At 63.6% G+C, this 24,726-nt stretch carries 23 protein-coding genes and 1 tRNA gene; 14 read left to right on the top strand and 10 right to left on the bottom strand.

The annotated features are described in order from the left end of the window. Window positions 1-9 precede the first annotated feature (9 nt). The 7 genes from murC to lpxC all read left to right on the top strand — a co-directional run bounded on the left by murC (window position 10) and on the right by lpxC (window position 8,024). Window positions 10-1,461: a UDP-N-acetylmuramate--L-alanine ligase gene (gene murC, locus R2669_RS24180; RefSeq protein ID WP_147213810.1), complete on the top strand. Its 1,452-nt coding sequence runs from the start codon at window positions 10-12 to the stop codon at window positions 1,459-1,461. Next, entirely contained in the window at window positions 1,458-2,453 is a 996-nt protein-coding gene (locus R2669_RS24175; protein WP_316891791.1) for a D-alanine--D-alanine ligase, read from the top strand. The genes murC and R2669_RS24175 overlap by 4 nt, the downstream gene beginning before the upstream one ends. 37 nt (window positions 2,454-2,490) lie before the next feature. Continuing rightward, a complete protein-coding gene (locus tag R2669_RS24170; protein WP_147213809.1) occupies window positions 2,491-3,402 on the top strand; it encodes a cell division protein FtsQ/DivIB in 912 nt (303 codons plus the stop codon). After that, window positions 3,399-4,631 carry a cell division protein FtsA gene (gene ftsA / locus R2669_RS24165; RefSeq protein WP_024979178.1) on the top strand — a complete coding sequence of 411 codons (1,233 nt, stop codon included), beginning with the start codon at window positions 3,399-3,401 and terminating at the stop codon, window positions 4,629-4,631. Before R2669_RS24170 ends, ftsA begins: the two co-directional genes overlap by 4 nt. Window positions 4,632-4,771: 140 nt before the next feature. Next, window positions 4,772-5,971, top strand: coding sequence for a cell division protein FtsZ (gene ftsZ, locus R2669_RS24160; protein ID WP_012763009.1), 1,200 nt, complete (start codon window positions 4,772-4,774; stop codon window positions 5,969-5,971). Between the two features lie 389 nt (window positions 5,972-6,360). Next, a complete protein-coding gene (locus R2669_RS24155) occupies window positions 6,361-6,861 on the top strand; it encodes a peroxiredoxin (RefSeq protein ID WP_316902408.1) in 501 nt (166 codons plus the stop codon). Between the two features lie 245 nt (window positions 6,862-7,106). After that, the gene (gene lpxC / locus R2669_RS24150) at window positions 7,107-8,024 is read left to right on the top strand and encodes a UDP-3-O-acyl-N-acetylglucosamine deacetylase (RefSeq protein ID WP_147213808.1); all 918 of its coding nucleotides are present in this window, start codon (window positions 7,107-7,109) and stop codon (window positions 8,022-8,024) included. Between the two features lie 48 nt (window positions 8,025-8,072). Here the strand turns inward: lpxC and R2669_RS24145 are convergent, their stop codons facing one another. Beyond that, window positions 8,073-8,594, bottom strand: coding sequence for a DciA family protein (locus R2669_RS24145; RefSeq protein ID WP_316902380.1), 522 nt, complete (start codon window positions 8,592-8,594; stop codon window positions 8,073-8,075). 68 nt (window positions 8,595-8,662) lie between these two features. On the opposite strand from R2669_RS24145, the gene R2669_RS24140 reads away from it, so the two are divergent. From R2669_RS24140 to R2669_RS24120, 5 genes are all read left to right on the top strand, one after another. Then, window positions 8,663-9,625 carry a M23 family metallopeptidase gene (locus tag R2669_RS24140; RefSeq protein WP_147213806.1) on the top strand — a complete coding sequence of 321 codons (963 nt, stop codon included), beginning with the start codon at window positions 8,663-8,665 and terminating at the stop codon, window positions 9,623-9,625. A 251-nt stretch (window positions 9,626-9,876) separates the two neighbouring features. Further along, window positions 9,877-12,681, top strand: a complete 2,805-nt coding sequence (gene secA, locus R2669_RS24135; protein ID WP_147213805.1) for a preprotein translocase subunit SecA — start codon at window positions 9,877-9,879, stop codon at window positions 12,679-12,681. 74 nt (window positions 12,682-12,755) lie between these two features. Beyond that, on the top strand, window positions 12,756-13,985 hold the full coding sequence (argJ, locus tag R2669_RS24130; protein WP_147213804.1) for a bifunctional glutamate N-acetyltransferase/amino-acid acetyltransferase ArgJ: 1,230 nt from the start codon (window positions 12,756-12,758) through the stop codon (window positions 13,983-13,985). 16 nt (window positions 13,986-14,001) lie between these two features. After that, on the top strand, window positions 14,002-14,886 hold the full coding sequence (locus R2669_RS24125) for an ATP-binding protein (protein WP_316891786.1): 885 nt from the start codon (window positions 14,002-14,004) through the stop codon (window positions 14,884-14,886). Continuing rightward, a complete protein-coding gene (locus tag R2669_RS24120; RefSeq protein ID WP_316891785.1) occupies window positions 14,876-15,325 on the top strand; it encodes an NUDIX domain-containing protein in 450 nt (149 codons plus the stop codon). The genes R2669_RS24125 and R2669_RS24120 overlap by 11 nt, the downstream gene beginning before the upstream one ends. Here the strand turns inward: R2669_RS24120 and R2669_RS24115 are convergent. The 9 genes from R2669_RS24115 to ispB form a co-directional block, all read right to left on the bottom strand. After that, a complete protein-coding gene (locus R2669_RS24115; RefSeq protein ID WP_027680324.1) occupies window positions 15,318-15,521 on the bottom strand; it encodes a DNA gyrase inhibitor YacG in 204 nt (67 codons plus the stop codon). The genes R2669_RS24120 and R2669_RS24115 overlap by 8 nt on opposite strands. A gap of 8 nt (window positions 15,522-15,529) precedes the next feature. Continuing rightward, window positions 15,530-16,288 carry a cell division protein ZapD gene (zapD, locus tag R2669_RS24110; protein ID WP_004633038.1) on the bottom strand — a complete coding sequence of 253 codons (759 nt, stop codon included), beginning with the start codon at window positions 16,286-16,288 and terminating at the stop codon, window positions 15,530-15,532. Window positions 16,289-16,422: 134 nt separating this feature from the next. After that, window positions 16,423-17,037: a dephospho-CoA kinase gene (gene coaE, locus R2669_RS24105; RefSeq protein WP_147213801.1), complete on the bottom strand. Its 615-nt coding sequence runs from the start codon at window positions 17,035-17,037 to the stop codon at window positions 16,423-16,425. A 13-nt stretch (window positions 17,038-17,050) separates the two neighbouring features. Continuing rightward, window positions 17,051-17,932, bottom strand: coding sequence for a prepilin peptidase (locus R2669_RS24100; protein ID WP_316891784.1), 882 nt, complete (start codon window positions 17,930-17,932; stop codon window positions 17,051-17,053). Next, window positions 17,932-19,197, bottom strand: coding sequence for a type II secretion system F family protein (locus tag R2669_RS24095; RefSeq protein WP_316902379.1), 1,266 nt, complete (start codon window positions 19,195-19,197; stop codon window positions 17,932-17,934). Before R2669_RS24095 ends, R2669_RS24100 begins: the two co-directional genes overlap by 1 nt. A gap of 44 nt (window positions 19,198-19,241) precedes the next feature. After that, window positions 19,242-20,969: a type IV-A pilus assembly ATPase PilB gene (gene pilB / locus R2669_RS24090; protein WP_316891780.1), complete on the bottom strand. Its 1,728-nt coding sequence runs from the start codon at window positions 20,967-20,969 to the stop codon at window positions 19,242-19,244. 259 nt (window positions 20,970-21,228) lie between these two features. Further along, complete coding sequence (locus tag R2669_RS24085) at window positions 21,229-22,503, bottom strand: HlyC/CorC family transporter (RefSeq protein ID WP_316891779.1); 1,275 nt, start codon at window positions 22,501-22,503, stop codon at window positions 21,229-21,231. A 170-nt stretch (window positions 22,504-22,673) separates the two neighbouring features. Then, window positions 22,674-22,750, bottom strand: a tRNA-Pro gene (locus R2669_RS24080). A 26-nt stretch (window positions 22,751-22,776) separates the two neighbouring features. Then, a complete protein-coding gene (ispB, locus tag R2669_RS24075; protein WP_050775659.1) occupies window positions 22,777-23,706 on the bottom strand; it encodes an octaprenyl diphosphate synthase in 930 nt (309 codons plus the stop codon). Between the two features lie 335 nt (window positions 23,707-24,041). On the opposite strand from ispB, the gene rplU reads away from it, so the two are divergent. Continuing rightward, the gene (rplU, locus tag R2669_RS24070; protein ID WP_004633023.1) at window positions 24,042-24,353 is read left to right on the top strand and encodes a 50S ribosomal protein L21; all 312 of its coding nucleotides are present in this window, start codon (window positions 24,042-24,044) and stop codon (window positions 24,351-24,353) included. 37 nt (window positions 24,354-24,390) lie between these two features. Beyond that, window positions 24,391-24,651 (top strand): 50S ribosomal protein L27, encoded by a 261-nt coding sequence (gene rpmA / locus R2669_RS24065; RefSeq protein WP_009241587.1) that lies wholly within the window; start codon window positions 24,391-24,393, stop codon window positions 24,649-24,651. Window positions 24,652-24,726 lie beyond the last annotated feature (75 nt).

Genomic DNA, 24,726 nt, shown 5'->3' with positions numbered 1-24,726 from the left:
CGAATCGATATGAAGCACATCGTCAAGAACATCCATTTTGTAGGCATCGGCGGCGCCGGCATGAGCGGCATCGCCGAGGTGCTGCTGAATCTGGGCTACCGCGTGACGGGCTCGGATCTGGGCAGCAGCGCGACCACGCAGCGTCTGGCAACGCTGGGCGCGACGATCATGCAGGGCCACGCGCCGGAACATGTGATCGGCGCCAATGCCGTGGTGGTCTCCACCGCCGTGCGCGGTGACAACCCGGAAGTGCTGGCCGCGCGCGCCAAGCGCATCCCGATCGTGCCGCGTGCGGTGATGCTGGCCGAGCTGATGCGCCTGAAGCAGGGCATCGCCATCGCCGGTACGCACGGCAAGACGACGACCACCAGCCTCGTCGCCTCCGTGCTGGCCGAAGGCGGGCTGGACCCGACGTTCGTCATCGGCGGCCGTCTCAACTCTGCGGGCGCGAACGCGCGCCTCGGCACGGGCGACTTCATCGTCGCCGAGGCCGACGAATCCGATGCGTCGTTCCTCAACCTGTTCCCCGTGATCGAAGTCATCACCAATATCGACGCCGATCACATGGAGACCTACGGGCACGATTTCTCGCGCCTGAAGCAGGCGTTCATCGAGTTCACGCAGCGTCTGCCGTTCTACGGCATTGCCGTGCTGTGCGTGGACGATCCGAACGTGCGCGAAATCCTGCCGTTCGTCTCCAAGCCCGTCGTGCGCTACGGTTTTGCCGAAGACGCGCAGGTGCGTGCCGTCAATGCGCGTGCCGTCGATGGCCGCATGGAATTCACCGTGATCCGCCAGCTCAACGGCCATGCCGAGCCGCCGCTGTCGATCACCCTCAACCTGCCGGGCCTGCACAACGTGCAGAACGCGCTGGCCGCCATCGCCATCGCCACCGAGCTGGAAGTGCCTGACGAGGCGATCGTCAAGGCGCTGGCCGAGTTCAACGGCGTGGGCCGCCGTTTCCAGCGCTACGGTGAAGTGCCGACCGCTGACGGCAAGGGCCAGTTCACGCTCATCGACGACTACGGCCACCACCCCGTCGAGATGGCCGCCACGCTGGCCGCCGCGCGCGGTGCGTTCCCCGGTCGCCGCCTCGTGCTGTCGTTCCAGCCGCACCGCTTCACGCGCACGCGCGATTGTTTTGAAGATTTCATCAAGGTGCTTGGCACTGTCGATGCGCTGCTGCTGGCCGAGGTCTACGCCGCCGGCGAGCCGCCCATCGTCGCCGCCGACGGCCGCTCGCTGACGCGTGCGCTGCGCGTGGCCAACAAGATCGAGCCGGTATTCGTGGAACAGATTGAAGACATGCCACAAGCGATTCTGGATGCAGCGCAGGACGGCGACGTGGTCATCACCATGGGCGCAGGGTCGATCGGGCAGGTGCCCGGTCAAGTGGTTGCGTTGCAGGCGCAGGCGCGCACCGCCAACGTCGTGGATCTGAACGGAGGCGCCGCAGCATGACGACCGGTCCGTTTGTTCCACATCCGACGATTGATCCGAAGTCCCTCGGCAAGGTGGGCGTGCTCATGGGCGGTCGTTCCGCCGAGCGCGAAATCTCGCTGATGTCCGGCAACGGCGTGCTGGCTGCGCTGCGCGCGCGCGGCGTCGATGCACATCCGTTCGACCCGGGCCTGCAGGCCGTGGCCGACTTGGCCAAGCAAGGATTCGACCGCGTGGTGATCTCGCTGCACGGCCGCTTTGGTGAAGACGGCACGATCCAAGGCCTGCTCGAGCAATTCGGTATTCCGTACACGGGCAGCGGCGTACTCGCGTCTGCGCTGGCGATGGACAAGGAAGCCACCAAGCGCCAATGGCAGACGCACGGCCTGCCCACGCCCGATTTCGTGATGTTGCACGCCGGCGCCGACTGGCAAGCCGTGGCCGACCGCCTGGGCCTGCCGCTGATCGTCAAGCCCGCGCGCGAAGGTTCGTCGATTGGGCTGACGAAGGTCACGAGCGTCGCCGAGCTGCCCGCTGCCTACGAAAAGGCCGCGCGCCTGGACCGCGATGTGATGGCCGAGCAGTTCATCGAAGGCGACGAGCTGACCTGCCCGATCATCGGCGAAGGCGAGAGCGCAACCGCGCTGCCGCTCATCCGCATCGTCGCGCCGCAGGCCAATTACGACTACCAGAACAAGTACTTCACCGACGACACGCGCTACGAATGCCCGGCACCGATTCCCGCCGATGTGGCCGCGCGCGTGCAGGCGCTGGTGGTGCAGGCCTATCGCGGGCTGGGCTGCCGTGGCTGGGGCCGTGCGGACATCATGCTGCGCAAGTCCGACAACGCGCCGTTCCTGCTGGAGATGAACACGTCGCCGGGCATGACCGGCCATTCACTGGTGCCGATGGGCGCGCGCGCTGCCGGCATCAGCTATGAAGATTTCGTTTTGCAACTGGCGGCGAGTGCATCGCTGGAACTGCACGCGAGCACTGACTGGAAACCCGAGTAACCAACGCAACGTCAGCGAAACCGGACAACACAACGTTATGTGGCACAACACCCGTCTCCTCAACGCCGTCGCGAGTGCGCTGTATGCGCTGCTCGCGCTTGGCGCGTTGGGCGTTGGGGCGGTCTGGTTGATGCAGCGACCGATGTTCCAGCTGCAGCAGGTGCGCGTGATGCCGATGGCGGGCAGCGAGTTGCGCCACGTGAATGTGCCGAGTCTGCGCGCCAACGCGCTACCCAAGCTGCGCGGCAATTTCTTCTCGCTGAATCTGGACGAAGCGCGTGCCGCGTTCGAGTCGGTGCCGTGGGTGCGGCGTGCGAGCGTGCGCCGCGTGTGGCCGAACGGGCTGCTGGTGGAAGTGCAGGAACACGAAGCACTCGGCACCTGGGGCGGCAACGAGTCCGGCAAGCTGGTCAACACGTATGGCGAAGTGTTCGTCGCCAACCTGGCCGAAGCCGAGGACGACACCGACCTGGTGGCGCTGGCCGGCCCTGAAGGTACCGAGCAGGACGTGGTCGACAAGCTGGAGACCATGACCGAGTGGTTCAAGCCGATGAATGTCGAGCCGCTGAGCGTGACGCTCACCGACCGCTACGCGTGGCGCGCGCGGTTGTCCAACGGCACGGTCATCGAGCTGGGCCGCGAACTGAATGACGATGACCGCACCGCGCTCGCCGCGCGTGCCCGCCGCTTTGTGCGCGCGTGGCCCGAGGTGACGAAGCGCTGGGGCGGTCAGATTGAATACGCCGATCTGCGGTATCCCAACGGATTCGCAGTTCGTGCGGCGGGTGTGCGCTTCCTGACCGATGCGCAGGCTGCGGTGCTGGCCAAGGGGGGCAAGCTGCCCGGCACCGCGAATGGCACCAGCGGTGCTGCAAAGCCGAAAGCCACGCTGGGGGGTAAGCCGGCGGCCAACAACAAAGCAACGCGAAGCACAGAGAAAACGCGATGAGCAAGGAATACAAGGATCTTCTGGTCGGGCTGGATATCGGCACCTCCAAGGTGGTGGCGGTGGTCGCCGAGCTGCGTCCGGACGGCGCCTACGAGGTCATCGGCATGGGCCAGACCGAATCGAAGGGGCTGAAGAAGGGCGTGGTCGTCAACATCGAAGCGACCGTCCAGTCGATCCAGAAGGCGCTCGAAGAAGCGGAGCTGATGGCCGACTGCAAGATCAGCGAGGTCTTCACTGGCATTGCCGGCAGCCATATCCGCAGCTTCAACTCCAGCGGCATGGTGGCGATCAAGGACAAGGAAGTCACCTCGACCGACGTGGCCCGCGTGATCGAGACCGCCAAGGCCGTCAACATCCCGACCGATCAGCAGATCCTGCACATCCTCACGCAGGAATTCATCATCGACGGCCAGGAAGACGTGCGCGAGCCGATCGGCATGAGCGGCATCCGGCTCGAGGTGAAGGTGCACATCGTGACGGGCGCGGTGAGCGCGGCACAGAACATCGTGAAGTGCGTGCGCCGTTGCGGCCTGGAAGTGCACGACCTGATCCTGCAGCCGCTGGCGTCGAGCTTGGCGGTGCTGACCGAAGACGAAAAGGAACTCGGCGTGGTGCTGGTCGACATCGGCAGCGGCACGACCGACATCGCGATCTTCAGCGAAGGCGCGATCCGCCACACGGCCGTGATCCCCATCGCCGGCGACCAGATCACCAACGACATCGCCATGGCCCTGCGCACGCCAACGCCGGACGCCGAGGACATCAAGATCCAGTACGGCATCGCCAAGCAGGTATTGGCCGATCCGGACGAAATGATCGATGTGCCGGGCGTCGGCGACCGCGGCCCGCGCACGCTTTCGCGCCAGGCGTTGGCCGCCGTGATCGAGCCGCGCGTAGAAGAGCTGTTCTCGCTCGTGCATCAGGTGGTGCGCGAATCCGGTTACGAGGAACTGCTCTCCAGCGGCGTGGTCCTGACTGGCGGTACGGCAATGATGCCCGGCATGGTCGAGCTGGGCGAAGACATGTTCTTGAAGCCGGTGCGCGTGGGCGTGCCCGAGTACCGCGGCAATCTGCACGAGGTGGTGAAGAGCCCGCGCTACGCCACGGTGATGGGCCTGCTGCAAGAAGGTCGCGTGCAGCGTGTGCGCGGGCGCAAGGTCGTGGTGCAGTCCGGTTCGGCCAAGCAGATCTGGACGCGCATGAAGGAATGGTTCATCGGCAACTTCTGAGCACGCGAGTGCCGGCTGTTGGCGATGTGCTCCCTGGGGGGAGCAAGTTGAGTTTCTTGTTTTGATGTTTTTTGTTCAGGAACCAGGAGTTGCGGCGGGGAGGCTGCATCGTCTGGGACTGATCACTTCTGGAGGCAATGATGGACTTCGACATGATTGAAACGGAAATGCAGGACGGCACCATCATCAAGGTGGTCGGCGTCGGCGGCGCGGGCGGGAATGCCGTGCAGCACATGATCAACCGCGGCGTGCAAGGCGTGGAATTCATCTGCATGAACACCGATGCGCAGGCGCTCAAGCGCTCGACCGCATCGCGCGTGCTGCAGCTCGGCAGCACCGGCCTGGGCGCCGGGGCCAAGCCGGAAGTGGGCAAGCACTGCGCAGAGGAAGCCCGTGAGCAGATCGCCGACGCACTGCGCGGCGCGCACATGGTCTTCATCACCGCCGGCATGGGCGGTGGTACGGGCACGGGCGCAGCGCCGGTGGTTGCACAGGTCGCCAAGGAAATGGGCATCCTGACCGTGGGCGTGGTCTCCAAGCCGTTCGACTTCGAAGGCGCACGCCGCTCGAAGGTCGGCGAGCATGGCGCGAACGACCTCGAAGGCAACGTCGATTCGCTGATCGTCGTGTTGAACGAAAAGCTCTTCGAAGTCATGGGTGACGACGCCGAGATGGACAAGTGCTTCCAGTGTGCCGACGACGTGCTGCACAACGCCGTTGCGGGCATCGCGGAAATCATCAACGTCGACGGTCTGGTGAACGTCGACTTTGAAGACGTGAAGACCGTGATGGGCGAACAGGGCAAGGCGATGATGGGCACGGCCACCGTGTCCGGCGTCGACCGTGCGCGTCTGGCGGCTGAGCAAGCCGTTGCGAGCCCGCTGCTGGAAGGCGTGGACCTGTCGGGCGCGCGTGGCGTGCTGGTCAACATCACGGCAAGCCGCTCGCTCAAGCTGTCCGAGACCAAGGAAGTGATGAACACCATCCGCAGCTATGCCGCGGAAGATGCCACCGTCATCTTCGGTACGGTCTACGACGACGCCATGGGCGACGCACTGCGCGTGACCGTGGTTGCCACAGGTCTGGGCCGCGCTGCTCGCAACAAGCAACAACAGCCGCAGACGATGACGCTGCTGAAGACCGGCACCGACAACCAGCCGGTGGCGTTCGGCGGTGGCGCCGGTCACTCGGTGGCAGCTGCACCGGACTACAGCAACTTCGACACCCCGGCCGTGTGGCGCAGCTCGCGCGAGTCGGCATCGGCTCACGTGGCAGCACTGCAAGAAAAGGGCGTCGACACGTACGACATTCCGGCATTCCTGCGCAAGCAGGCGGACTGATCGGGCCCGCGTTGGTTCGATAGCGCTCGCGCACGTCCGACGGCCTGCGGCACCGCACGCCGCGCGCGGTTCACGGCTCCCCTCCCGTGATCGCCGTTGTGTGATGGCCCACCGCTCGTCAGTCGACAGCGCTCGACGAACCGGACACAGTCGTTGCCGCCGGGCAGGTTGGCCTCTGGCCGCCTCCCCGGAAGGGTTCACCCCGCCCGGCGGGTGTGTCCGTTCGTTGTGCCGCGCGCGCTGCGCTCTGAGCCAAGCGGCCTGATGATGTTGTCTCCCAAGACCGCCCGCGTGATGCGTTCACGCGGGCGGTCTTGTTTTACGAGCTGGCTGCGCGGTCACGCGGCAAGTTCTATGATCGCGATATCCGCTCAACGCTTCTGACGATCATGATCCAGCCTGGCCAACCGCTTCCCGACGCGACGCTCTACGAGTTCTTTGAAGTGGAAAAGGACGGTTGCGCGCTCGGCCCGAACGCTTTCTCTGTCCAGGATCTGGCCGAGGGTAAGACGATCGTCATCTTCGGGCTGCCCGGTGCGTTTACGCCGACTTGCTCGGCGCGGCATTTGCCCGGCTACATCGCCAACTTCGACGCACTGCGTGCCAAGGGCGTCGACGAGATCTGGTGTGTGTCCGTCAACGACGCCTTCGTGATGGGCGCCTGGGCCCGCACGCAGGGCACTGACGACAAAATCCGCATGCTTGGCGACGGCAGCGCAGAGTTCACCAGCAAACTCGGCCTGGAGCAGGACCTCTCCAAGCGCGGCATGGGCATTCGTTCACAGCGCTACGCGATGGTCGTGAAGGACGGTGTGGTAACAGCGCTACAGGTGGAAGCGCCCGGACAGTTTGCCGTCAGCAGCGCCGAATCCATCCTCGCGATACTCTGACGCCACCTTGCAACCTCCCCCGAATGGCGGAGTACCGCCCGCTATCCCGCCCCACCGCGAGCTCGACGAGATTCTGGCGCCGAATCTGCGTGTACTAAGGTCGAGCAAAGTGTGTGCACCCCTAACATCCCGATACAAAAGTCGTTTTGAAGGCAGGGATGTGAAAATGGTATGCTTAGGGTTATCACCTATGCAGACCGCATAGATAAAAACAATCGTAGAAATTTCGTGAGTTGAGGGCGGCCATGTTGAAACAACGCACCATCAAGTCCCTCGTCAAGACCGTCGGCATCGGGTTGCATTCGGGCCGCAAGGTGACGTTGACGTTGCGCCCGGCAGCCGCAGGCACCGGCATCGTCTTCACGCGCGTTGATCTCGACCCGGCCGTCGAGATTCCCGCCACCGCCAGCGCCATCGGCGACACCCGCCTAGCGTCCGTCCTGCAGAAGGATGGCGCCCGCGTGTCGACCGTCGAACATTTGATGTCCGCTTGCGCCGGCCTCGGCATCGACAATCTCTATGTCGACGTCGACGCCGAAGAAATTCCCATCATGGACGGCAGCGCGGCCTCGTTCGTGTTTCTGCTGCAATCGGCGGGCATCGAAGAGCAGGGCGCGGCCAAACGGTTCATCCGGGTGATCAAGCCCGTGGAAATCCGCGAGGGCGACAAGCTTGCCCGCCTCGACCCGTACTTCGGTTTCAAGCTCTCGTTCACGATCGAATTCCGCCACCCGGCGGTCGACAAGACCGGCCAGACGTTCGAGATAGACTTTGCCGACACGAGCTACACCCGCGAAATCGCCCGCGCCCGTACGTTTGGTTTCGCACACGAAGTCGAGATGCTGCGCGAGGTCGGCCTGGCGCGCGGCGGCAGCCTCGACAACGCCATCGTGCTTGACGAGCACCGCATGCTGAACAACGACGAACTGCGCTACGGCGATGAGTTTGTCCGTCACAAGATCCTCGACGCGATTGGCGACCTGTATGTGGTGGGCCACCCGCTCATCGCTGCATACACCGCGCACAAGTCCGGTCATGGCCTGAACAACGCGCTGCTGCGCGCGCTGCTGGCCGACGAAACGGCCTACGAGATCGTGACGTTCGACAAGGTGGAAGAAGCCCCGCGCGCGTTCCTGCCGCAGTTGCAGCCGGCGTTCTCGTAATCGGTTGAGCCGTCGTTCGTATGAGAAAAGCGCCCTGCGGGGCGCTTTTTATTTGGGCTTGGTGGCCGGTGCGACGTGCCGCGCAATCATTTCGGCCAAGGCTTGGCGCAGCGGCGAGTCGGGCAGTTCATTAGCCAGGGCCGCCAAGCTGTTAACCCCAACTGCCGTCATCTTGGCGCGTTTAGGCGGCTTTTCGGTCTCTTGTGGCCACAAACTGTCGCTGCCGCCCTGCGGTTGTACGCGTACACGAATTGCGGTAATCTGCGATCCCCGGCGCTGCAGACGCTCCAGCAAGGTGGGTACCACCTGCCGTAAGCGCGCCGCAGCCGCACTATGTGCGGCGAGCAACACCAGAGTCGCTTCCCGGCTGTCGCGCGCATCGTTCTTGATGCCGCCGATGGCCACGCCGCCGCCCAAGCCGGGCGGCAACAGCGACAACACCTCCGCTTCCAACGACGCCAATTGCCTGGCCGCCTGCATCAGCGGGCCGACCGAACCGGCACCCGAGAGCCAGTCCTGGACGGGTTTTGCCACAGGCGTCTTGAGAGCGGGATGAACAAAGATTCGCATGCCGGCATTGTAGGGCGTTCATCGCGCTTTCGTGCCGGTGGGCAGCTTTTTTGTCCGGAAAACGAGCGATGCAGATCATCCTGATTCACCCGCGCAAGGCCGGCGCGACGCATTTGTCGCGACGCGGCGTCTTCGTGGCGATCGGCGCGGCGCTGCTGACGGTGGCGGCGTTGTCCGTCGGTGGTACGTGGCTGGCGGCCAAGCAGGGCCTGCTGCCGGGGGCGGCCGCTTCCACGGTTGCCGGCGCAGACCCGCGTGTCACCCGCGAAAACCTCAACCTGATGGCCGCGCGCATCGGCGAAATGCAGGCGCAGATCGCGCGCCTAGACGCGCTGGGCGCCCGGGTGTCGGGCTTGGCGGGTGTGCCCCCGCGCGAGTTCGATTTCAAGTCGCAGCCGAGCCGCGGCGGGCCGGAAGGCGCGTTCTCGCGGCCGATGTCGATGCCGGAAATCCAATCCGAGCTGAGTCGCCTGACGCGCTCGGCTGACCAGCGCAACGATTACCTCAGCGTGCTCGAGAGCACCCTGATGGACCGTCAGATCCACGCGAAGATGATGCCGACCGTGCGCCCGGTGGCGACGGGTTACGACTCCTCCGGTTTTGGCACGCGGATCGATCCGTTCACGGGCCGCCGCACGCAGCATGACGGCGTCGACTTTGTGGGCCCGGTTGGCACGCCGATCGTAGCGGCTGCCGGCGGCGTGGTCGTCGCCAGTGAGTTTCACCACGAATACGGCAACATGATCGATATCGATCACGGCAATGGCCTGAAGACGCGCTATGCCCACGCGTCCAAGGTTTTCGTGAAGGTCGGTGACATCGTCAAGGCGGGCGAGCGCATCGCGCTGATCGGCCGCACGGGCCGCGCCACCGGCCCGCACCTGCACTTCGAGGTGCACGTCAACGACGTCCCGCAGAATCCGGTGGCCTTCCTGGAAAACGCCGGCCAGCCGAAGATGGCGGCCAACAAGGCGCCGGCGAAGGTCGCGGCGGCCGATATCGGCAAGAGCATGGCGGCTGCCGGCCACTGAGCCCGTCCGGGTTGCAATCAGGGGCGCCCGTCCCCAATTCAGCGTGAGTGTGTGCCTGTGCGGACGACGTTCCGCGCAGCCCTAAAGTGCGGCGTTCCTGCCACATCCGGCGGTTCTGCTGCCATCAAGCCGGTGTTTTGCACATGCTAAACTCCCGCCTTTGCGCCAACCCTTTCCGGGCCGTTGTGCTGCCTGTGTTTCGCGGTCTCTTTCGACGCGCTCTCCGGGTGGCTCGCCGGCCCTAGCCATCGATGATCACGGGCCTTCTCAAGAAGATTTTCGGCAGCCGTAATGAACGGCTGATCAAACAGTACCGCCGCAAGGTGGCGCAGATCAATGCGCTCGAGCCCAAGTTCGAAGCGCTCTCCGATGCCGAGCTGCAGGCCAAGACCGAGGAATTCCGCCAACGTTTTGCCAAGGGCGAGACGCTCGACGCGCTGCTGCCCGAAGCGTTCGCCGTGTGCCGCGAGGCCAGCAAGCGCGTGATGAAGATGCGGCACTTCGACGTGCAGCTGATCGGTGGCATGGTGCTGCACGACGGCAAGATCGCCGAAATGCGCACGGGTGAAGGGAAGACGCTGACTGCGACGCTCGCCGTGTACCTGAACGCCATCTCTGGCCAGGGCGTGCACGTCGTGACGGTCAACGATTATCTGGCGCAGCGCGACGCCGAGTGGATGGGGCGCCTGTATAACTGGCTGGGCCTGTCGGTGGGGGTCAACCTGACCACCATGGATCACGACCAGAAGCAGGCCGCCTACGCGTCGGACATCACCTACGGCACCAACAACGAGTTCGGCTTCGACTACCTGCGCGACAACATGGTGTACGACGCAGGCCAGCGCGTGCAGCGTCCGCTGAACTACGCGATCGTCGACGAGGTTGACTCGATCCTGATCGATGAGGCGCGTACCCCGCTGATCATCTCCGGCCAGGCCGAAGACCACACCGACCTGTACCGCCGCATGAACAGCATCCCGGCGCAACTCACGCGCCAGATCGGCGAAGAGAAGTCGGATGGCACGGGCGTCGAGAAGCCGGGCGACTACTACGTCGACGAAAAATCGCACCAGGTCTACCTGACCGAATCGGGTCACGAGAAGGCTGAGCAGATCCTGCTGCAAGCCGGATTGATCGGCGAGGGCGAATCGCTCTACGCGCCGCAGAACATCACGCTGATGCACCACCTGTACGCCGCCCTGCGCGCGCACAGCCTGTTCTTCCGTGATCAGCACTACGTGGTGCAGAACGGTGAAGTGGTGATCGTCGATGAATTCACCGGCCGCCTGATGTCGGGCCGCCGGTGGTCCGACGGTCTGCACCAGGCCGTGGAAGCCAAGGAAGGCGTGCAGATCCAGCAGGAAAACCAGACGCTGGCGACCATCACGTTCCAGAACTACTTCCGCATGTACAACAAGCTGTCGGGCATGACCGGTACGGCGGACACGGAAGCGTATGAATTCCAGGAGATCTACGGCCTGGAAACCGTGGTGATCCCGACGAACCGCACGCCGCAGCGCAAGGACTTGCAGGATCAGATCTACAAGACCTCGAAGGAGCGCTACGACGCCGTCATTCGCGACATTCGCGATTGCTACGAGCGCGGCCAGCCGGTGCTGGTGGGCACGACGTCCATCGAAAACTCTGAACTGCTGTCGAACCTGCTGAACCAGGCGAAGCTGCCGCACCAAGTGCTCAACGCCAAGCAGCACGAGCGTGAAGCCGAGATCATCGCGCAGGCCGGACGCCCGAAGATGATCACCATCGCCACCAACATGGCGGGCCGTGGTACCGACATCGTGCTGGGCGGCAATGTGGAGAAACAGTCCAGCTTCGTGATGGCCGACGAGTCGCTCTCCGACGAAGAAAAGGCCGCGCGCGTGAAGCAGTTGCAGGACGAATGGCAATCGCTGCACGAGCAGGTGAAGGCTGCGGGCGGTCTGCACATCATCGGCACCGAGCGCCACGAGTCGCGCCGGATCGACAACCAGCTGCGTGGCCGTGCCGGCCGTCAGGGCGACCCGGGTTCGTCGCGTTTCTATCTGTCGCTGGACGATCAGCTGCTGCGCATCTTCGCGGGCGACCGCGTGCGCGCGATCATGGATCGCCTGAAGATGCCCGAAGGCGAACCGATCGAAGCCGGCATCGTCACGCGCTCGATCGAATCGGCGCAGCGCAAGGTCGAAGGCCGCAACTTCGACATCCGCAAGCAACTGCTGCAATACGACGACGTCTCCAACGACCAGCGCAAGGAACTCTACAAGCTGCGTAACGAGATTCTCGAAGCGCAGGATGTGGGCGACTTGGTCAAGAACCTGCGTGAATCCGTGTTCACCGAGCTGTTCCGCACCTACGTGCCGGCCGAGACCATGGAAGAGCAGTGGGATGTTGCCGGGCTGGAGAAGACGCTGCGTGAGGACTGGGGCGTCGATCAGCCGCTGGTCAAGACGCTGGAAGCTGCGCAGTCGATCGAAGACGAAGACCTGCTCAAGATGGTGCTGGATGCAGCCGAAGCGGTGTACGAAGGCAAGGTGGCGCAGGTTGGCCGTGAGTCCTTCGCCGGCTTCGAGCGTTCGGTGATGCTGCAAAGCCTCGACACGCATTGGCGGGAGCACTTGGCAGCGCTCGATATGCTGCGCCAGGGCATCCACCTGCGCGGCTATGCGCAGAAGGATCCGAAGCAGGAATACAAGCGCGAGTCGTTCGAGCTGTTCGGCCGCCTGCTCGACACCATCCGCAACGAGGTCACGCGCATTGTCTTCACGGTGCGCATCCAGTCTCAGGAAGAGCTGGAGCAGGCTTCCGAGCAGATCGAAGAAGATCTTTCCGCGCTGAGCAACGTGCAGTACAAGCACGACGAGTTCAGCGAACTGGCCGAAGTGGCTGCCGGCGATGCGGAGATCCACGGTGCAACGCCGGCCATGGCAGCACCGCGTTCGGCAGCATCTGCCGCTGCTGCCGCGCTGGCGGGCGAAGTGCCGAAGGTTGGCCGCAATGACCCATGCCCATGCGGTTCGGGCAAGAAATACAAGCAGTGCCACGGCAAACTCGTCTGACGCTGCCTAGAACCTGTTTCTGTTGATTCATGATGCCCGCAATGCGGGCATCCTCATTTTGAAAGGTGTGCTCCATGGCTGTGAATCTCGTCGCGCCCGCCGCTGACTCACTGTTGCCGATCGACGGCGTGGAACTCGGCTGGGCCGAGGCCGGTGTACGCAAGGCCAATCGCAAGGATGTGCTGCTCGTTCGTATCGCCGAGGGCTCGACGGTGGCCGGTGTGTTCACGCAGAACCGCTTCTGCGCAGCACCCGTGCAGGTGTGCCGCGAGCATCTGGCGAGCGGCAAGGGCGCACGCGCGATCATCGTCAACACGGGCAATGCGAATGCCGGCACCGGCGCGCCTGGCCTTGCGCATGCGCGCCAGACCTGTGATGCCGTTGCCAAGCTGTTGGGCGTGTCGGCGGAGCAGGTGCTGCCGTTCTCCACGGGCGTGATTTTGGAGCCGCTGCCGGTCGACCGCATCATCGCCGGACTGCCTGCTGCTGAGGCGAACGCCAAGCCGGACAACTGGCTGGCCGCCGCCGAGGCCATCATGACCACCGACACCGTACCCAAGGCAGCGTCGGCCACGTGCACGCTGTCGGGCAAGACGGTGCGCATGTCGGGCATCAGCAAGGGCGCAGGCATGATCCGCCCCAACATGGCGACGATGCTCGGCTTCATCGCCACCGATGCCAATGTGGATGAAGCCGTGCTTCAAGGTCTGGTACGCCACGCCGCCGACCATTCGTTCAACAGCGTGACGGTCGATGGCGATACCTCCACCAACGACTCGTTCGTCGTCATCGCGACGGGCCGGGCTGGCACGCCGCGCATCGATTCCGAATCGCACCCCGACTACGCTGCGCTGCGCGATGCGCTGACGGGCCTCGCACAAGAGCTTGCGCAGAAGATCGTGCGCGACGGCGAGGGCGCGACGAAGTTCATGGCCATCCAGGTGGAGGGCGGCCGCAACGTTGAGGAGTGCCGGCTGATCGCCTATGCCGTCGCGCATTCGCCGCTGGTCAAGACCGCGTTCTACGCATCGGACCCCAACCTGGGGCGCATCCTGGCGGCCGTCGGCTACGCCGGCGTGACGGATCTCGATGTGAACGGCGTCAACCTGTGGCTTGACGACGTCTGGGTCGCACGTGACGGTGGCCGCAACCCCGAATACCGCGAAGAAGACGGCCAGCGCGTGATGAAGCAGGCGGAGATCACCGTGCGCATCGCGCTCGGCCGCGGCGACGCCACCGCCACCGTGTGGACGTGCGACTTCTCGCACGACTACGTGTCGATCAACGCGGATTACCGTTCGTAATCCGGAGGTTGCCGCCATGTCGTCTGACCTTTCCGCACGGCTCGACCGCTTTCTCGGGCGGCTGGAGCAATGGCTGCCGCCTGAACTGACCGACGCCGACTGGAACGAGGCCGTCGCCTTCCGCTGGCGCAAGCGCCAGAGCCTGTTCGGCAACATCGGCTATCTCGCACCGATCCGGCAGTTGCCGCCGATCCATCTGAGCGATCTGCACAACATCGAGCGCCAGAAAGACGCGATCGTCGCCAACACGCGCCAGTTCGTGCGCAAGTTGCCGGCCAACAACGTGCTGCTGACGGGCGCGCGGGGCACCGGCAAGTCGTCGCTCATCAAGGCGTGCCTGAACGAGTTCGTGAAGGAAGGCCTGCGTCTGGTCGAAGTCGACAAGGACGATCTGGCCGACCTGGGCGATATCGTCGAGCAGCTCTCGACGCGCCCGGAGCGCTTCGCGATCTTCTGCGATGACCTTTCGTTTGAAGACGGCGAATCCGGCTACAAGGCGCTGAAGTCTGCGCTGGACGGCTCGGTCGCCGCGCAATCAGACAACGTGCTGATCTACGCAACGTCCAACCGGCGCCATCTGCTGCCGGAATACATGAAGGACAACGAGACCTATCAGCACACCTCGGACGGCGAAATCCATCCGGGCGAGGTGGTGGAAGAGAAGATCTCGCTGTCGGAGCGCTTCGGGCTGTGGTTATCGTTCTACCCGCCCAAGCAGGACGAATATCTGACCATCGTCGGCCATTGGCTCAAGCATTTCGGCTGCAGCGACGAAGACATCGCCGCAGCACGTGGCGATGCGCTGGTTTGGGCGCTGGAACGCGGTTCGCGTTCGGGGCGCGTGGCATGGCAATTCGCCCGCGACTGGGGTGGCAAACATGGGCGGCAGCATGTCGACTGACAACCTCACGCAAGTGCCCCCGACGCACACGCCCGATGGCCGCAAGATCACCGAAGTGGCCGTTGGCGTACTCGTGCAGCCGGACGGCCAGTTCTTGCTGGCCCAGCGCCCCGAAGGTAAGCCGTACGCCGGCTACTGGGAATTTCCGGGCGGCAAGCTGGAAGCGGGTGAATCCGTGGAGGCTGCGCTGACGCGTGAACTCAAGGAAGAACTGGACGTTACGCTGCGCACCTGCGTGCCCTGGCACACCATCGAGCACGACTACCCTCACGCGTATGTGCGCCTGCATTTCTGCAAGGTGACGGCATGGGACGGGACCTTGCGCGCGCTGGAAGGCCAGGATTTCGCCTGGCAGACGCTGCCGATCAGCGTCGATCCTGTACTGCCGGCAACGTTGCCCGTCTTCGAATGGATGCGCGAGGAAGCGGCGGCTAGTTGAGCCTGCCGCTTGTATCGTTGCCGGGTGCTTCGGGCAGGTCGTCTTCTTCGACCACGGGGATGGTGTACTGCTCGGCGGCCCAGGCGCCCAGGTCGATCTGCTTGCAGCGCTCGGAGCAGAAGGGGCGGTAGCGGCTCTCAGGCACCCAAGGCACGGGCTTGCCGCAGCTGGGGCATTTGACGGTCTTCACATTCATGGTGCGGCTCAGAAATTACAGAGCTTCAGCTGGAACGGGATATCCGCATCGACCGGCTTGGGGCGCAGGTCGCCATCCTGCTGGGTAAAGCGCACCCAGAGCATGTATTTGTTGGCGCTGATCTCGGGAATGAACCCCAGCGCCGACTCATCCAGGCGCACCTGCATCAGCTGGTACACGCGGCCCGACAGCATCTGCTGATAGCTCCCAGCGTTAGCAATCACCTTGCCACTCTGGCCTGACTCGCGCAGCAGGCGCAGCACGATCATCGTGGCGTCGCGCAGCGGCACCAGCGGTTGAGCCCATTTGATGATGTCGGCGCGGCGGCGCTCGGCCGGATGATGCTGCCATGCAAAATACGCCGGCAGATCGAATTCACACGTACCACCGGGGATGATGGCGCGGCTGCGGATGCTCGTCAGCCACTCGTTGTCGGCAATGAGCTGGCCGGCCTTGCCATGTGTGGCAGTGAGATTGCCGGAGGCGGTTTCCAGCTCGCTGATGACGGCGTCGAGCGCGTCCTGGTCGATCTGCGGATTGGCGCGCAGCGCGGTGAGCGTCTGGCGCTGGCGATCAAGTTCTTTCAGCAGATCGGATTTGAGGTCGGCACGCCCGGCCACGTCGACCACTTCGAACAGCGTGGTCAAGGCCACATGGTGCTGCAGTGGGTGTTCCTGCACGAGAAAGAAATCCAGCCGCTCGAACAGGTCTTCGAGGCGCAGCAGCGTCCGAATGCGTTCGTTGAAGGGATATTCGTACAGGATCAAAACTTGGGTGCCCGGTGTGCTGGCCCGCTGCATATGCGGCCCCGAAGCCCATTTGGCCTCGATCTGCCCGCATTCTATGCGAGACCCTCGCTCATCACAATGCAAAGGGATGTGACGACGGCTTTCAAGCTGTTTCAGTTCGACCGGTAGGTTAGGTCCAGACGGTCGATCTGCGGCTGGAGGTCGGCCAGCGTACCGCCGTTGTCGATCACGTCGTCGGCTGCTGCCAAGCGCGCTTCGCGTGAAGCCTGACGCGCGATGATGGCTTCCACCTGCGCGCGCGGCAGACCGTTACGGGCCATCACACGGGCAATCTGCGTCTCGACCGGGCAGTCGACCACCAGAATGCGGTCGACCAAGCTGCGCCAGCTCTGATGGCCGGCGAGGGATTCCACCAACAGGGGGACGACGTAGACCAGGTACGGATGCGCGTCCGATGCCTGCGCGGCGGCCCCACGCGACAGCGCAATCTCTCGGATGAGCGGATGCGTGATCTGCTCCAGTCGCGATTTGGCCGTGGCATCCGAGAAGGCGAGGGCGCGCATGGCATCGCGGTCCATGGCACCGTCCGGGCGTAGGATGCCGGCGCCGAATGTTTCGACCAGCTTCGGGATGGCGGCGCCGCCCGGTGCAGTGATCTCGTGGGCGATGGCGTCGGTGTCAACGATGGCGGCACCGCGCTCCGCAAGGCGATCCGCCACGTAGCTCTTGCCGCTGCCGATGCCGCCGGTCAGGCCGATCACGCGCATGCTGATCGTGCCCTTATGGCGCAAGCAGGGGGCCGAGGCCTGCCAGCATGAGCAACTGCGGGCCGGCCAGCAGTGCGATCACGCCGGCCCCGGCAATGAACGGTCCGAACGAGAACGGCGATTCGCTCGTCGCGCCGCGCGCAATGCGCACCAGCCCAAACACCAGTCCGACGACCGACGACAGCAGCACGAGCAGCGGCAGCGCCTGCCAACCGAACCACGCGCCCAGCGCGGCCATCAGCTTGAAGTCGCCGTAGCCCATGCCTTCGCGGCCGCGCAGCAGCTTGTAGGCCCAGTAGATCGACCACAGGAACAGGTAGCCTGCCATCGCGCCAATCACCGCGTCGTGCAGGTGCGCGAACATGCCGAACAGATTCACGCCCAGGCCGAGCCAGAGCAGCGGCTGGGTGACGGCGTCGGGCAACAGCTGCGTGTCTGCGTCGATCATCGTGCCTGCGATCAGGAACCACAGCAGCACCGCCGACGCCACCGCGACCCACGTCGGGCCGAAGTGCCAGAGGCAAGCCGCGGTCAGCACACCCGTGACCAGCTCCACTGCGGGATAGCGCCACGAGATGGGTGTTTTGCAGGCGCTGCAGCGGCCGCGTAGCGCCAGCCAGCTCAACACGGGAATATTCTCGATCGCCTTGATCTGATGGCCGCACGATGGGCACGCCGAGCGCGGCACGACCAGGTTGTATGCGTCAGGGTGAGGCAGCGGCTCTTCGCGCAGCTCGGCGATGTAGTTGGCCTCCTCCCGCTCGATCATGCGCGGCAGGCGGTGGATCACCACGTTCAGGAAACTGCCGACCAGCAAGCCCACCAACCCGCCGGTCACAATTAAAAACCACGCTGGCAGTTGCGCCAGCGTGGGAATGACGAACATCTCCGGCATCAGACCACCTGACCCAGCTTGAAGATCGGCAGGTACATTGCCACCACCATGCCGCCGATCAACACGCCAAGGATCACGATGATGATCGGCTCGATCAGCGCCGAAATGTTAGCCACCGCATCGTCCACCTCGCGCTCGTAAAACTCTGCAACCTTGAGCAGCATGCTGTCGAGCGCACCGGATTCCTCACCGATTTGTGTCATCTGCAGCACCATGTTGTCGAACACGTGCGTGGCCTGCATGGCGTTGGTCAGGCTCGTACCAATGCGCACGGCTTGTTGAATTTCGATCGTTGCGTCGTGATAGACCCAGTTGCCGGCTGCTCCAGCCACCGATTCCATCGATTCCACGAGCGGCGTACCGGCGGCGAACATGGTGGCCAGGGTACGCGTCCAGCGCGCGATGGTGGCTTTGCGGATGATGCTGCCGAAGATCGGCATGCGCAGAATCCAGCGGTGCGTGGAGCGTTGCACGTTTTCCGATCGCTTGAACGCCCGCGTGAACAACACGATGCCGATGATGGGGACAAAAACGATGATGTACCACCATTGGACGAAGAAGTCGGAGATGCTCATCACCACCAACGTCGGGGCCGGCAGCGTGGCTCCGAAGCTCGAGAACACGCCCTTGAACGCCGGCACCACGAAAATCATCAGCACCACCGTCACCAGGAAGGCCACCGTCAGCACCGAGATCGGGTAGATCATCGCCGACTTGATCTGCGCCTTCAGCGCAATCGACTTTTCCATGTACAGCGACAGGCGCTCGAGCAGGGCATCGAGAATACCGCCCTGTTCACCGGCGTCGATCAGGTTGCAGTACAGCGTGTCGAAGTACTTCGGATGACGGCGGAAGGCTTGCGCCATGCTGCTGCCCGACTCGATATCGACACGGATTTCCGTCAGCAGCTGCGTAAAGTTCGGGTTGGCATGGCCCTTCGCGATGATGTCGACCGACTGCAGCAGCGGCACGCCGGCCTTCAGCATGGTCGAGAGCTGGCGGGTGAAGTACGCCACGTCCTTCGGCGTGATCTTCTTGCCCCGGGCCGCGCGGCGACGCTTTGACTTGGTGATCGACAGGCCCTGCTTGCGCAAGACGGCATTCACCTCGGTGATGCTCTCGGCGCGCATCTCCCCCTTGAAGATCTTGCCCTTCCGATCTTTGCCTTCCCACTCGAAGATGTACTGCGTGGGCGCCTTTGTCTTGGCGGTCTTTCGTGCCGGCGCGGCGGCCGCGCGGTTTGCGGCAGATGCTCGTGTGGCCATGGTTGGTTCCTACCCCCCGGTATGGGAACGATTGATCGAGAAGGTTATTGGTTCGTGGTGGCCAGCACTTCCTCAAGGGAAGTCAGCCCCTGCTTTACTTTCCGCAAGCCCGATTCGCGCAGCGACAGCACGCCTTCCTTGCGCGCCTGCTCGGCGATCTGCAGCGCCGTGCCGTGCGTGAGAATGATTTCCTGGATCGCTTCGGTGATCGGCATGACCTGGTAGATGCCGACCCGGCCCTTGTAGCCGCTGCCGTTGCAGACCTCGCAACCGACCGGGTGATACGGCTGCCACGAGCCGTCGAGGTCGGCCTCGGTGAAGCCCGCGTCGAGCAGCGTTTCCTTGGGCAGCGGACCGGGCTTCTTGCATTCCTTGCATAGCCGTCGCGCTAGGCGTTGCGCCGTGATCAGGAGCACCGACGATGCGATGTTGAACGGCGCCACGCCCATGTTCATCAGGCGGGTCAGCGTCGTCGGCGCGTCGTTGGTGTGCAGCGTCGAAAACACCAGGTGACCGGTCTGCGCGGCCTTGATCGAGATATCAGCCGTTTCCAGGTCCCGGATTTCGCCCACCATGATGATGTCCGGATCCTGCCGCAGGAACGACTTCAGCGCCGCTGCAAAGGTCAGCCCCGCCTTGTCGTTCACGTTGACCTGGTTGATGCCCGGCAACTGGATTTCCGCCGGGTCTTCGGCTGTGGAGATATTGATGTCGCCCTGATTCAGCCGGTTCAGGAAGGTGTACAGCGACACCGTTTTGCCTGAGCCCGTCGGGCCGGTCACCAGCACCATCCCGTACGGCCGCTTGATCACGTCGAGCAGCAACTGCTTTTGCTCGGGCTCGTAGCCGAGCTGGTCGATATCGAGCCGCTCGGTGGACGACTCCAAGATCCGGATCACGATCTTCTCGCCGAACAGCGTCGGCAACGTCGACACCCGGAAGTCGATGGCGCGTTCGATCGTCTCTTTGTTGTCCTTGTCCTTGCGGTCTTTCGGGACCGTGATCAGCAGCTTCATGCGGCCGTCTTGCGGCACGCGCTTTTCCGAGATGTCCAGGCGCGAGAGCACCTTGATGCGGGTCGCGATCTTGTCTCGGATATCCAGCGGCGGCTGCGCGACCTGCGCGAGGATGCCGTCGATGCGGAAACGCACGCGGTAAAACGTTTCAAACGGCTCGAAATGCAAGTCCGACGCGCCGCGCAAGAGGGCCTCGGTAAAGAGCTTCTGCAGGAAGCGCACCACGGGGGCATCGTCGATGCCATCGGTGGTTGTGCGACGCGTGGCGGCAGCGGCGCCCGGGTCGTACTCGATCTGCGTGGCTTCCTGCTTGGGGAAGAGCGACTTGATCTCGGCCGGCGCCTCGTTAGCGAGGCTCAGCTGGCGCACGAGCTTGTCATGCTCGACGACCACCGTTTCGATGGCCACGTTCATCTTCTGACGCAGCTCTTCGATCGGCTTTGGGTCGCTCGGGTCCGACGTGGCGAGGATGAGGCGGTTTTCGCGCCGGCCCAGCGGCAACAGTCGCAGCTGGGCGAAGTGCTTGTTGGCAGACAGCACGGCCGGCACGGTGTCGAGCTTGTACTGCGCAAGGTCGAGCAGCGGCATCTGGTACTTGCCGGCAACAAACACGGCAAGGTCGTGCGCACTCATGATCCCGCTGCCCACCAGTTCGTCGATCAACTGCGTGCGTTTTTCACGCGCGCTCTGTTCGAGCTGAGTGAGTAACGTCGGCGCGATCCGCCGGCTCTGCGCTAGAGCGAGTCCGAGTGTCATGAGTCCAGTCCGTCAGGCTGAAGCTGACCATTTCAGCGCGCGCCGGGCCCCACCGCCTCCAGCGCTCGCTCGCCCCCCAAGGCGATTGTTCTATGTTCTGCAGCCGGTACCCCACCCATTCGTGGGGGGTGGTGCCCGGAACCGGGGCAGTTTGCCGACCGCCCCTGCATTTGTAAAGCGCACATCAAAGCGCAGCTTGCATTTGTGCCACATCGGCAGAAAACCGCTCCAACTGAAGCGCTCGGACCTGAGTGTGGCGTCAACTACGCTTGGGTTGCGGCGGCTGATGCAGCCGTACCGTGCGGATCGACTGGCTGTCCATCTGCACGATATCCATCACGCAGTTCGCAATCTTCACGCTGACCGTCGCCTCCGGAATCTCTTCCAACACTTCCAGCACCAGCCCGTTGAGCGTCTTTGGACCGTCCGTCGGCAGGCTCAGGCCCAGACGGCGGTTCAGGTCCCGCAACGACATTCCCGCATCCGCAAGATAGGTGCCTTCCTTGTCCCAGGCCAGCTTGCCGGCGTTGGGCAGCGTGGTGGTGAACTCGCCGATCATCTCTTCGATGATGTCTTCGAGCGTCACCAGCCCAAGCATGTCGCCGTATTCATTGACGATCAGCCCGAGGCGGCGGCGGTTCTCCTGAAAGTACTGTAGTTGGCGGAAAACGGGCGTGCCGCTCGGGACGAAGTACGGCTCGGCCAGCAGGTGGCGAAAATCGTCGTGCGTAAGTTCGGTGTGCCCGAGCAGCGACAGCGCCTTGCGCACGTGCAGGATGCCGATCACCTGATCGCTGTCCTGCTCGAACACGGGCAGCTTGTTGTGATAGCAGGTTTCGAGCTGCTGGATGACCTCCTCGATCGGGCGCGACAGGTCGAGCGATTCCACCCGGGCGCGCGGCGTCATCACATCGTCCACGGTGATGGCGTCCAGATCGAACAGGTTGAGCAGGATGCTGCGGTGCTTGTGCGGAATGAAATTGCCTGATTCCAGGACTAGCGTGCGCAATTCCTCGGTCGACATGCGCTGCTCCGGCGCCTTGCGCGTGTTGATCCGCACCAGCCGCAGCACCCCCATGGCAAACGCGTTGACCACCGCGACCAGCGGCGTCGATACCTGCATCAGCGGCTTGATGATGAAACTGGCGGGAAACGCAACGCGCTCGGGGTAAGTCGCGCCCACGATCTTCGGAGCGATCTCGGCGAACACGATGATCAGAAACGCGACGATGGCCGTGGCAATCGACAGCGTCGTTCCGTTGTTGCCGAAGTAGTGGATTGCCAGGGTGGTGATCAGCACCGGCACGGCGGTGTTGATCAGGTTGTTGCCGATCAGGATGAGCGAGAGCAGCTTGTCGGTCTGACCGAGCAACTGCTGCGTATTGCGCGCGCCCGATACGTTGGACTTGGCAAGATGCCGCAGGCGATGGCGGTTGAGCGCCATCATCGCAGTTTCGGAAATCGAGAAGAAGGCGGAGCAGCACAATAGCACCACGACGGCGCCGATTTGTGCCCAGAGCGGCCAAGAGTCCAAGGCAGGAGAGGAGAGGCGGCGAAGCGCCCACTATAACAGAGGGGTTTGTCGCGCCGATGCGGGCAGCGGTTGCGCATGCAGCGAATGCAGATTCCCCTCGGGTGGTCGTTCAGAAACAAAAAAGCCCAGCAATTGCTGGGCTTGATGTCCTTGATCGACAAGGGAATTTCTGGTCGGGGTGAGAGGATTCGAACCTCCGGCCTCTACGTCCCGAACGTAGCGCTCTACCAGGCTAAGCTACACCCCGATGCTTCTTCACAGATCTCGTGCGTGTCAGGACTGACGTTGCAGCGAGAAAGCACACAAGTCTATCAGCGTCTGACGGAAAAGGGAAGGGGGTAATGCGTTTGCTGCTGCTTCGGCGGCAGCGGCTTCGCGCTCGGCGGCCTGGCGCGTGTACTCCAGCGCGCCGGAAGCCTGGATGGCCGCGAAGATGGCATCGAAATGTTCCGTGCCGCCTTGCTCAATGGCTTGGCGCACCAGCGCGCGCTGTTCTTCCGTGCCGTTCGATAGCAGATGGATGAGCGGCAGCGTCGGCTTGCCTTCGCGCAGGTCGTCGCCAGCGTTCTTGCCCATCTGGTCGGCCGTGGACGTGTAGTCGAGCAGGTCGTCGACGATCTGGAACGCCGTGCCGATGCGGCGGCCATATTCAGCCGCGGCTTCTTCGGTCGCGGCGTCCGCGCCTGAGAGCACCGCGCCGATCTGCGCGGCGGCTTCGAACAGCTTGGCGGTCTTGTAGCGGATGACCTGCAGGTAGCGCTCTTCCGTCACGTCCGGATCGTGCATGTTCAGCAGCTGCAGAACTTCGCCTTCGGAGATGATGTTGGTCGCGTCGGCAAGGATCTGCATGATGCGCATGCTGTTGGCCTGCACCATCATCTGGAAGGCGCGCGAATACAGGAAGTCGCCCACCAGCACGCTCGCAGCGTTGCCAAATACCGCGTTGGCGGTCTTGCGGCCGCGGCGCAGGTCGGATTCGTCGACCACGTCATCGTGCAGCAGCGTGGCGGTGTGGATGAACTCGACCACGGCAGCCAGCTCGTGCTGATGCTCGCCCTTGTAGCCGAGCGCATTCGCCACCAGCAACAGAATCACGGGACGCAGGCGCTTGCCGCCGGCGCTGATGATGTACTCGCCGATCTGGTTGATCAGGACCACCTCCGAGCCCAAGCGGCGGCGGATCACGGCATCGACGGCGCGCATGTCTTCAGCGACAGGGGCGAGCAGGACGGAGGCGGAGGTCTGGGTCAAGGCGAATTCCGACAGAAGGCGTGTAGCTGATGGTCGACTTGCGCGCGATCGATGCGACGCAAAAAACCGCGAGATTATAGAGCAAGCAGGCAGTTCGCCCGATGGCGCGGCGGTGGATGCATGGCGCGGCTGGCCGTTGCGTGTGCGCAGCACCCTCGTAACACGATTAGTCTTTGATTTGCTTGGGTTTTCTTGTATAGTTGCGAGTTCTCTGTGTCCGCTGTCTGCGCATGTGGGCTGCGAGTGGCACAAGAGTCACGTTTTAGTTCTTTTATCGAGGTCCGACAATGTACGCGGTCGTAAAAACCGGCGGTAAGCAATACAAGGTTGCTGCTGGCGAAAAACTGAAAGTAGAACAGATACCGGCGGACGTTGGCGCAGAAATCACGCTTGACCAGGTGCTCGCAGTGGGCGCCGGCGACCAACTCAAGGTTGGTGCGCCGCTGGTGAGCGGGGCTGCCGTCAAAGCCACCGTCATCTCCCACGGTCGTCACGACAAAGTGCACATCTTCAAGATGCGCCGTCGTAAGCACTATCAAAAGCGCCAAGGGCATCGTCAAAATTACACCGAGTTGCGTATCGACTCGATCGTGGCCTAAGGCTGCGTCGTCTACGTAACCGGATAGGAGTTCAGTCATGGCACAGAAAAAAGGCGGCGGTTCCACACGGAACGGCCGCGATTCCGAGTCGAAGCGCCTGGGCGTGAAGGTGTACGGCGGCCAAGCCATCAACGCTGGCGGCATCATCGTTCGCCAACGCGGCACCCGCACGCACGCTGGCGTGAACGTGGGCATGGGCAAGGACCACACCCTCTTCGCGCTGGTCGATGGCCACGTGAAGTTCGCCACCCGCGGCGAAGGCAAGAAGCAGTTCGTCGACGTTGTTCCGGCGGCCTGATTCAGCCTTGTAGTAGAAAGGCCCCGCACCCGTGCGGGGCTTTTTCGTTTCTGGCTGCTAACAAAACGCGACCCC

This window comes from Ralstonia edaphi, assembly GCF_958350185.1.
In the GTDB taxonomy this organism is placed as follows: Bacteria; Pseudomonadota; Gammaproteobacteria; order Burkholderiales; family Burkholderiaceae; genus Ralstonia; species Ralstonia edaphi.
The sequence above is the reverse complement of the archived record's forward strand: the minus strand, read 5'-3'. Positions and strand labels throughout refer to the sequence as shown.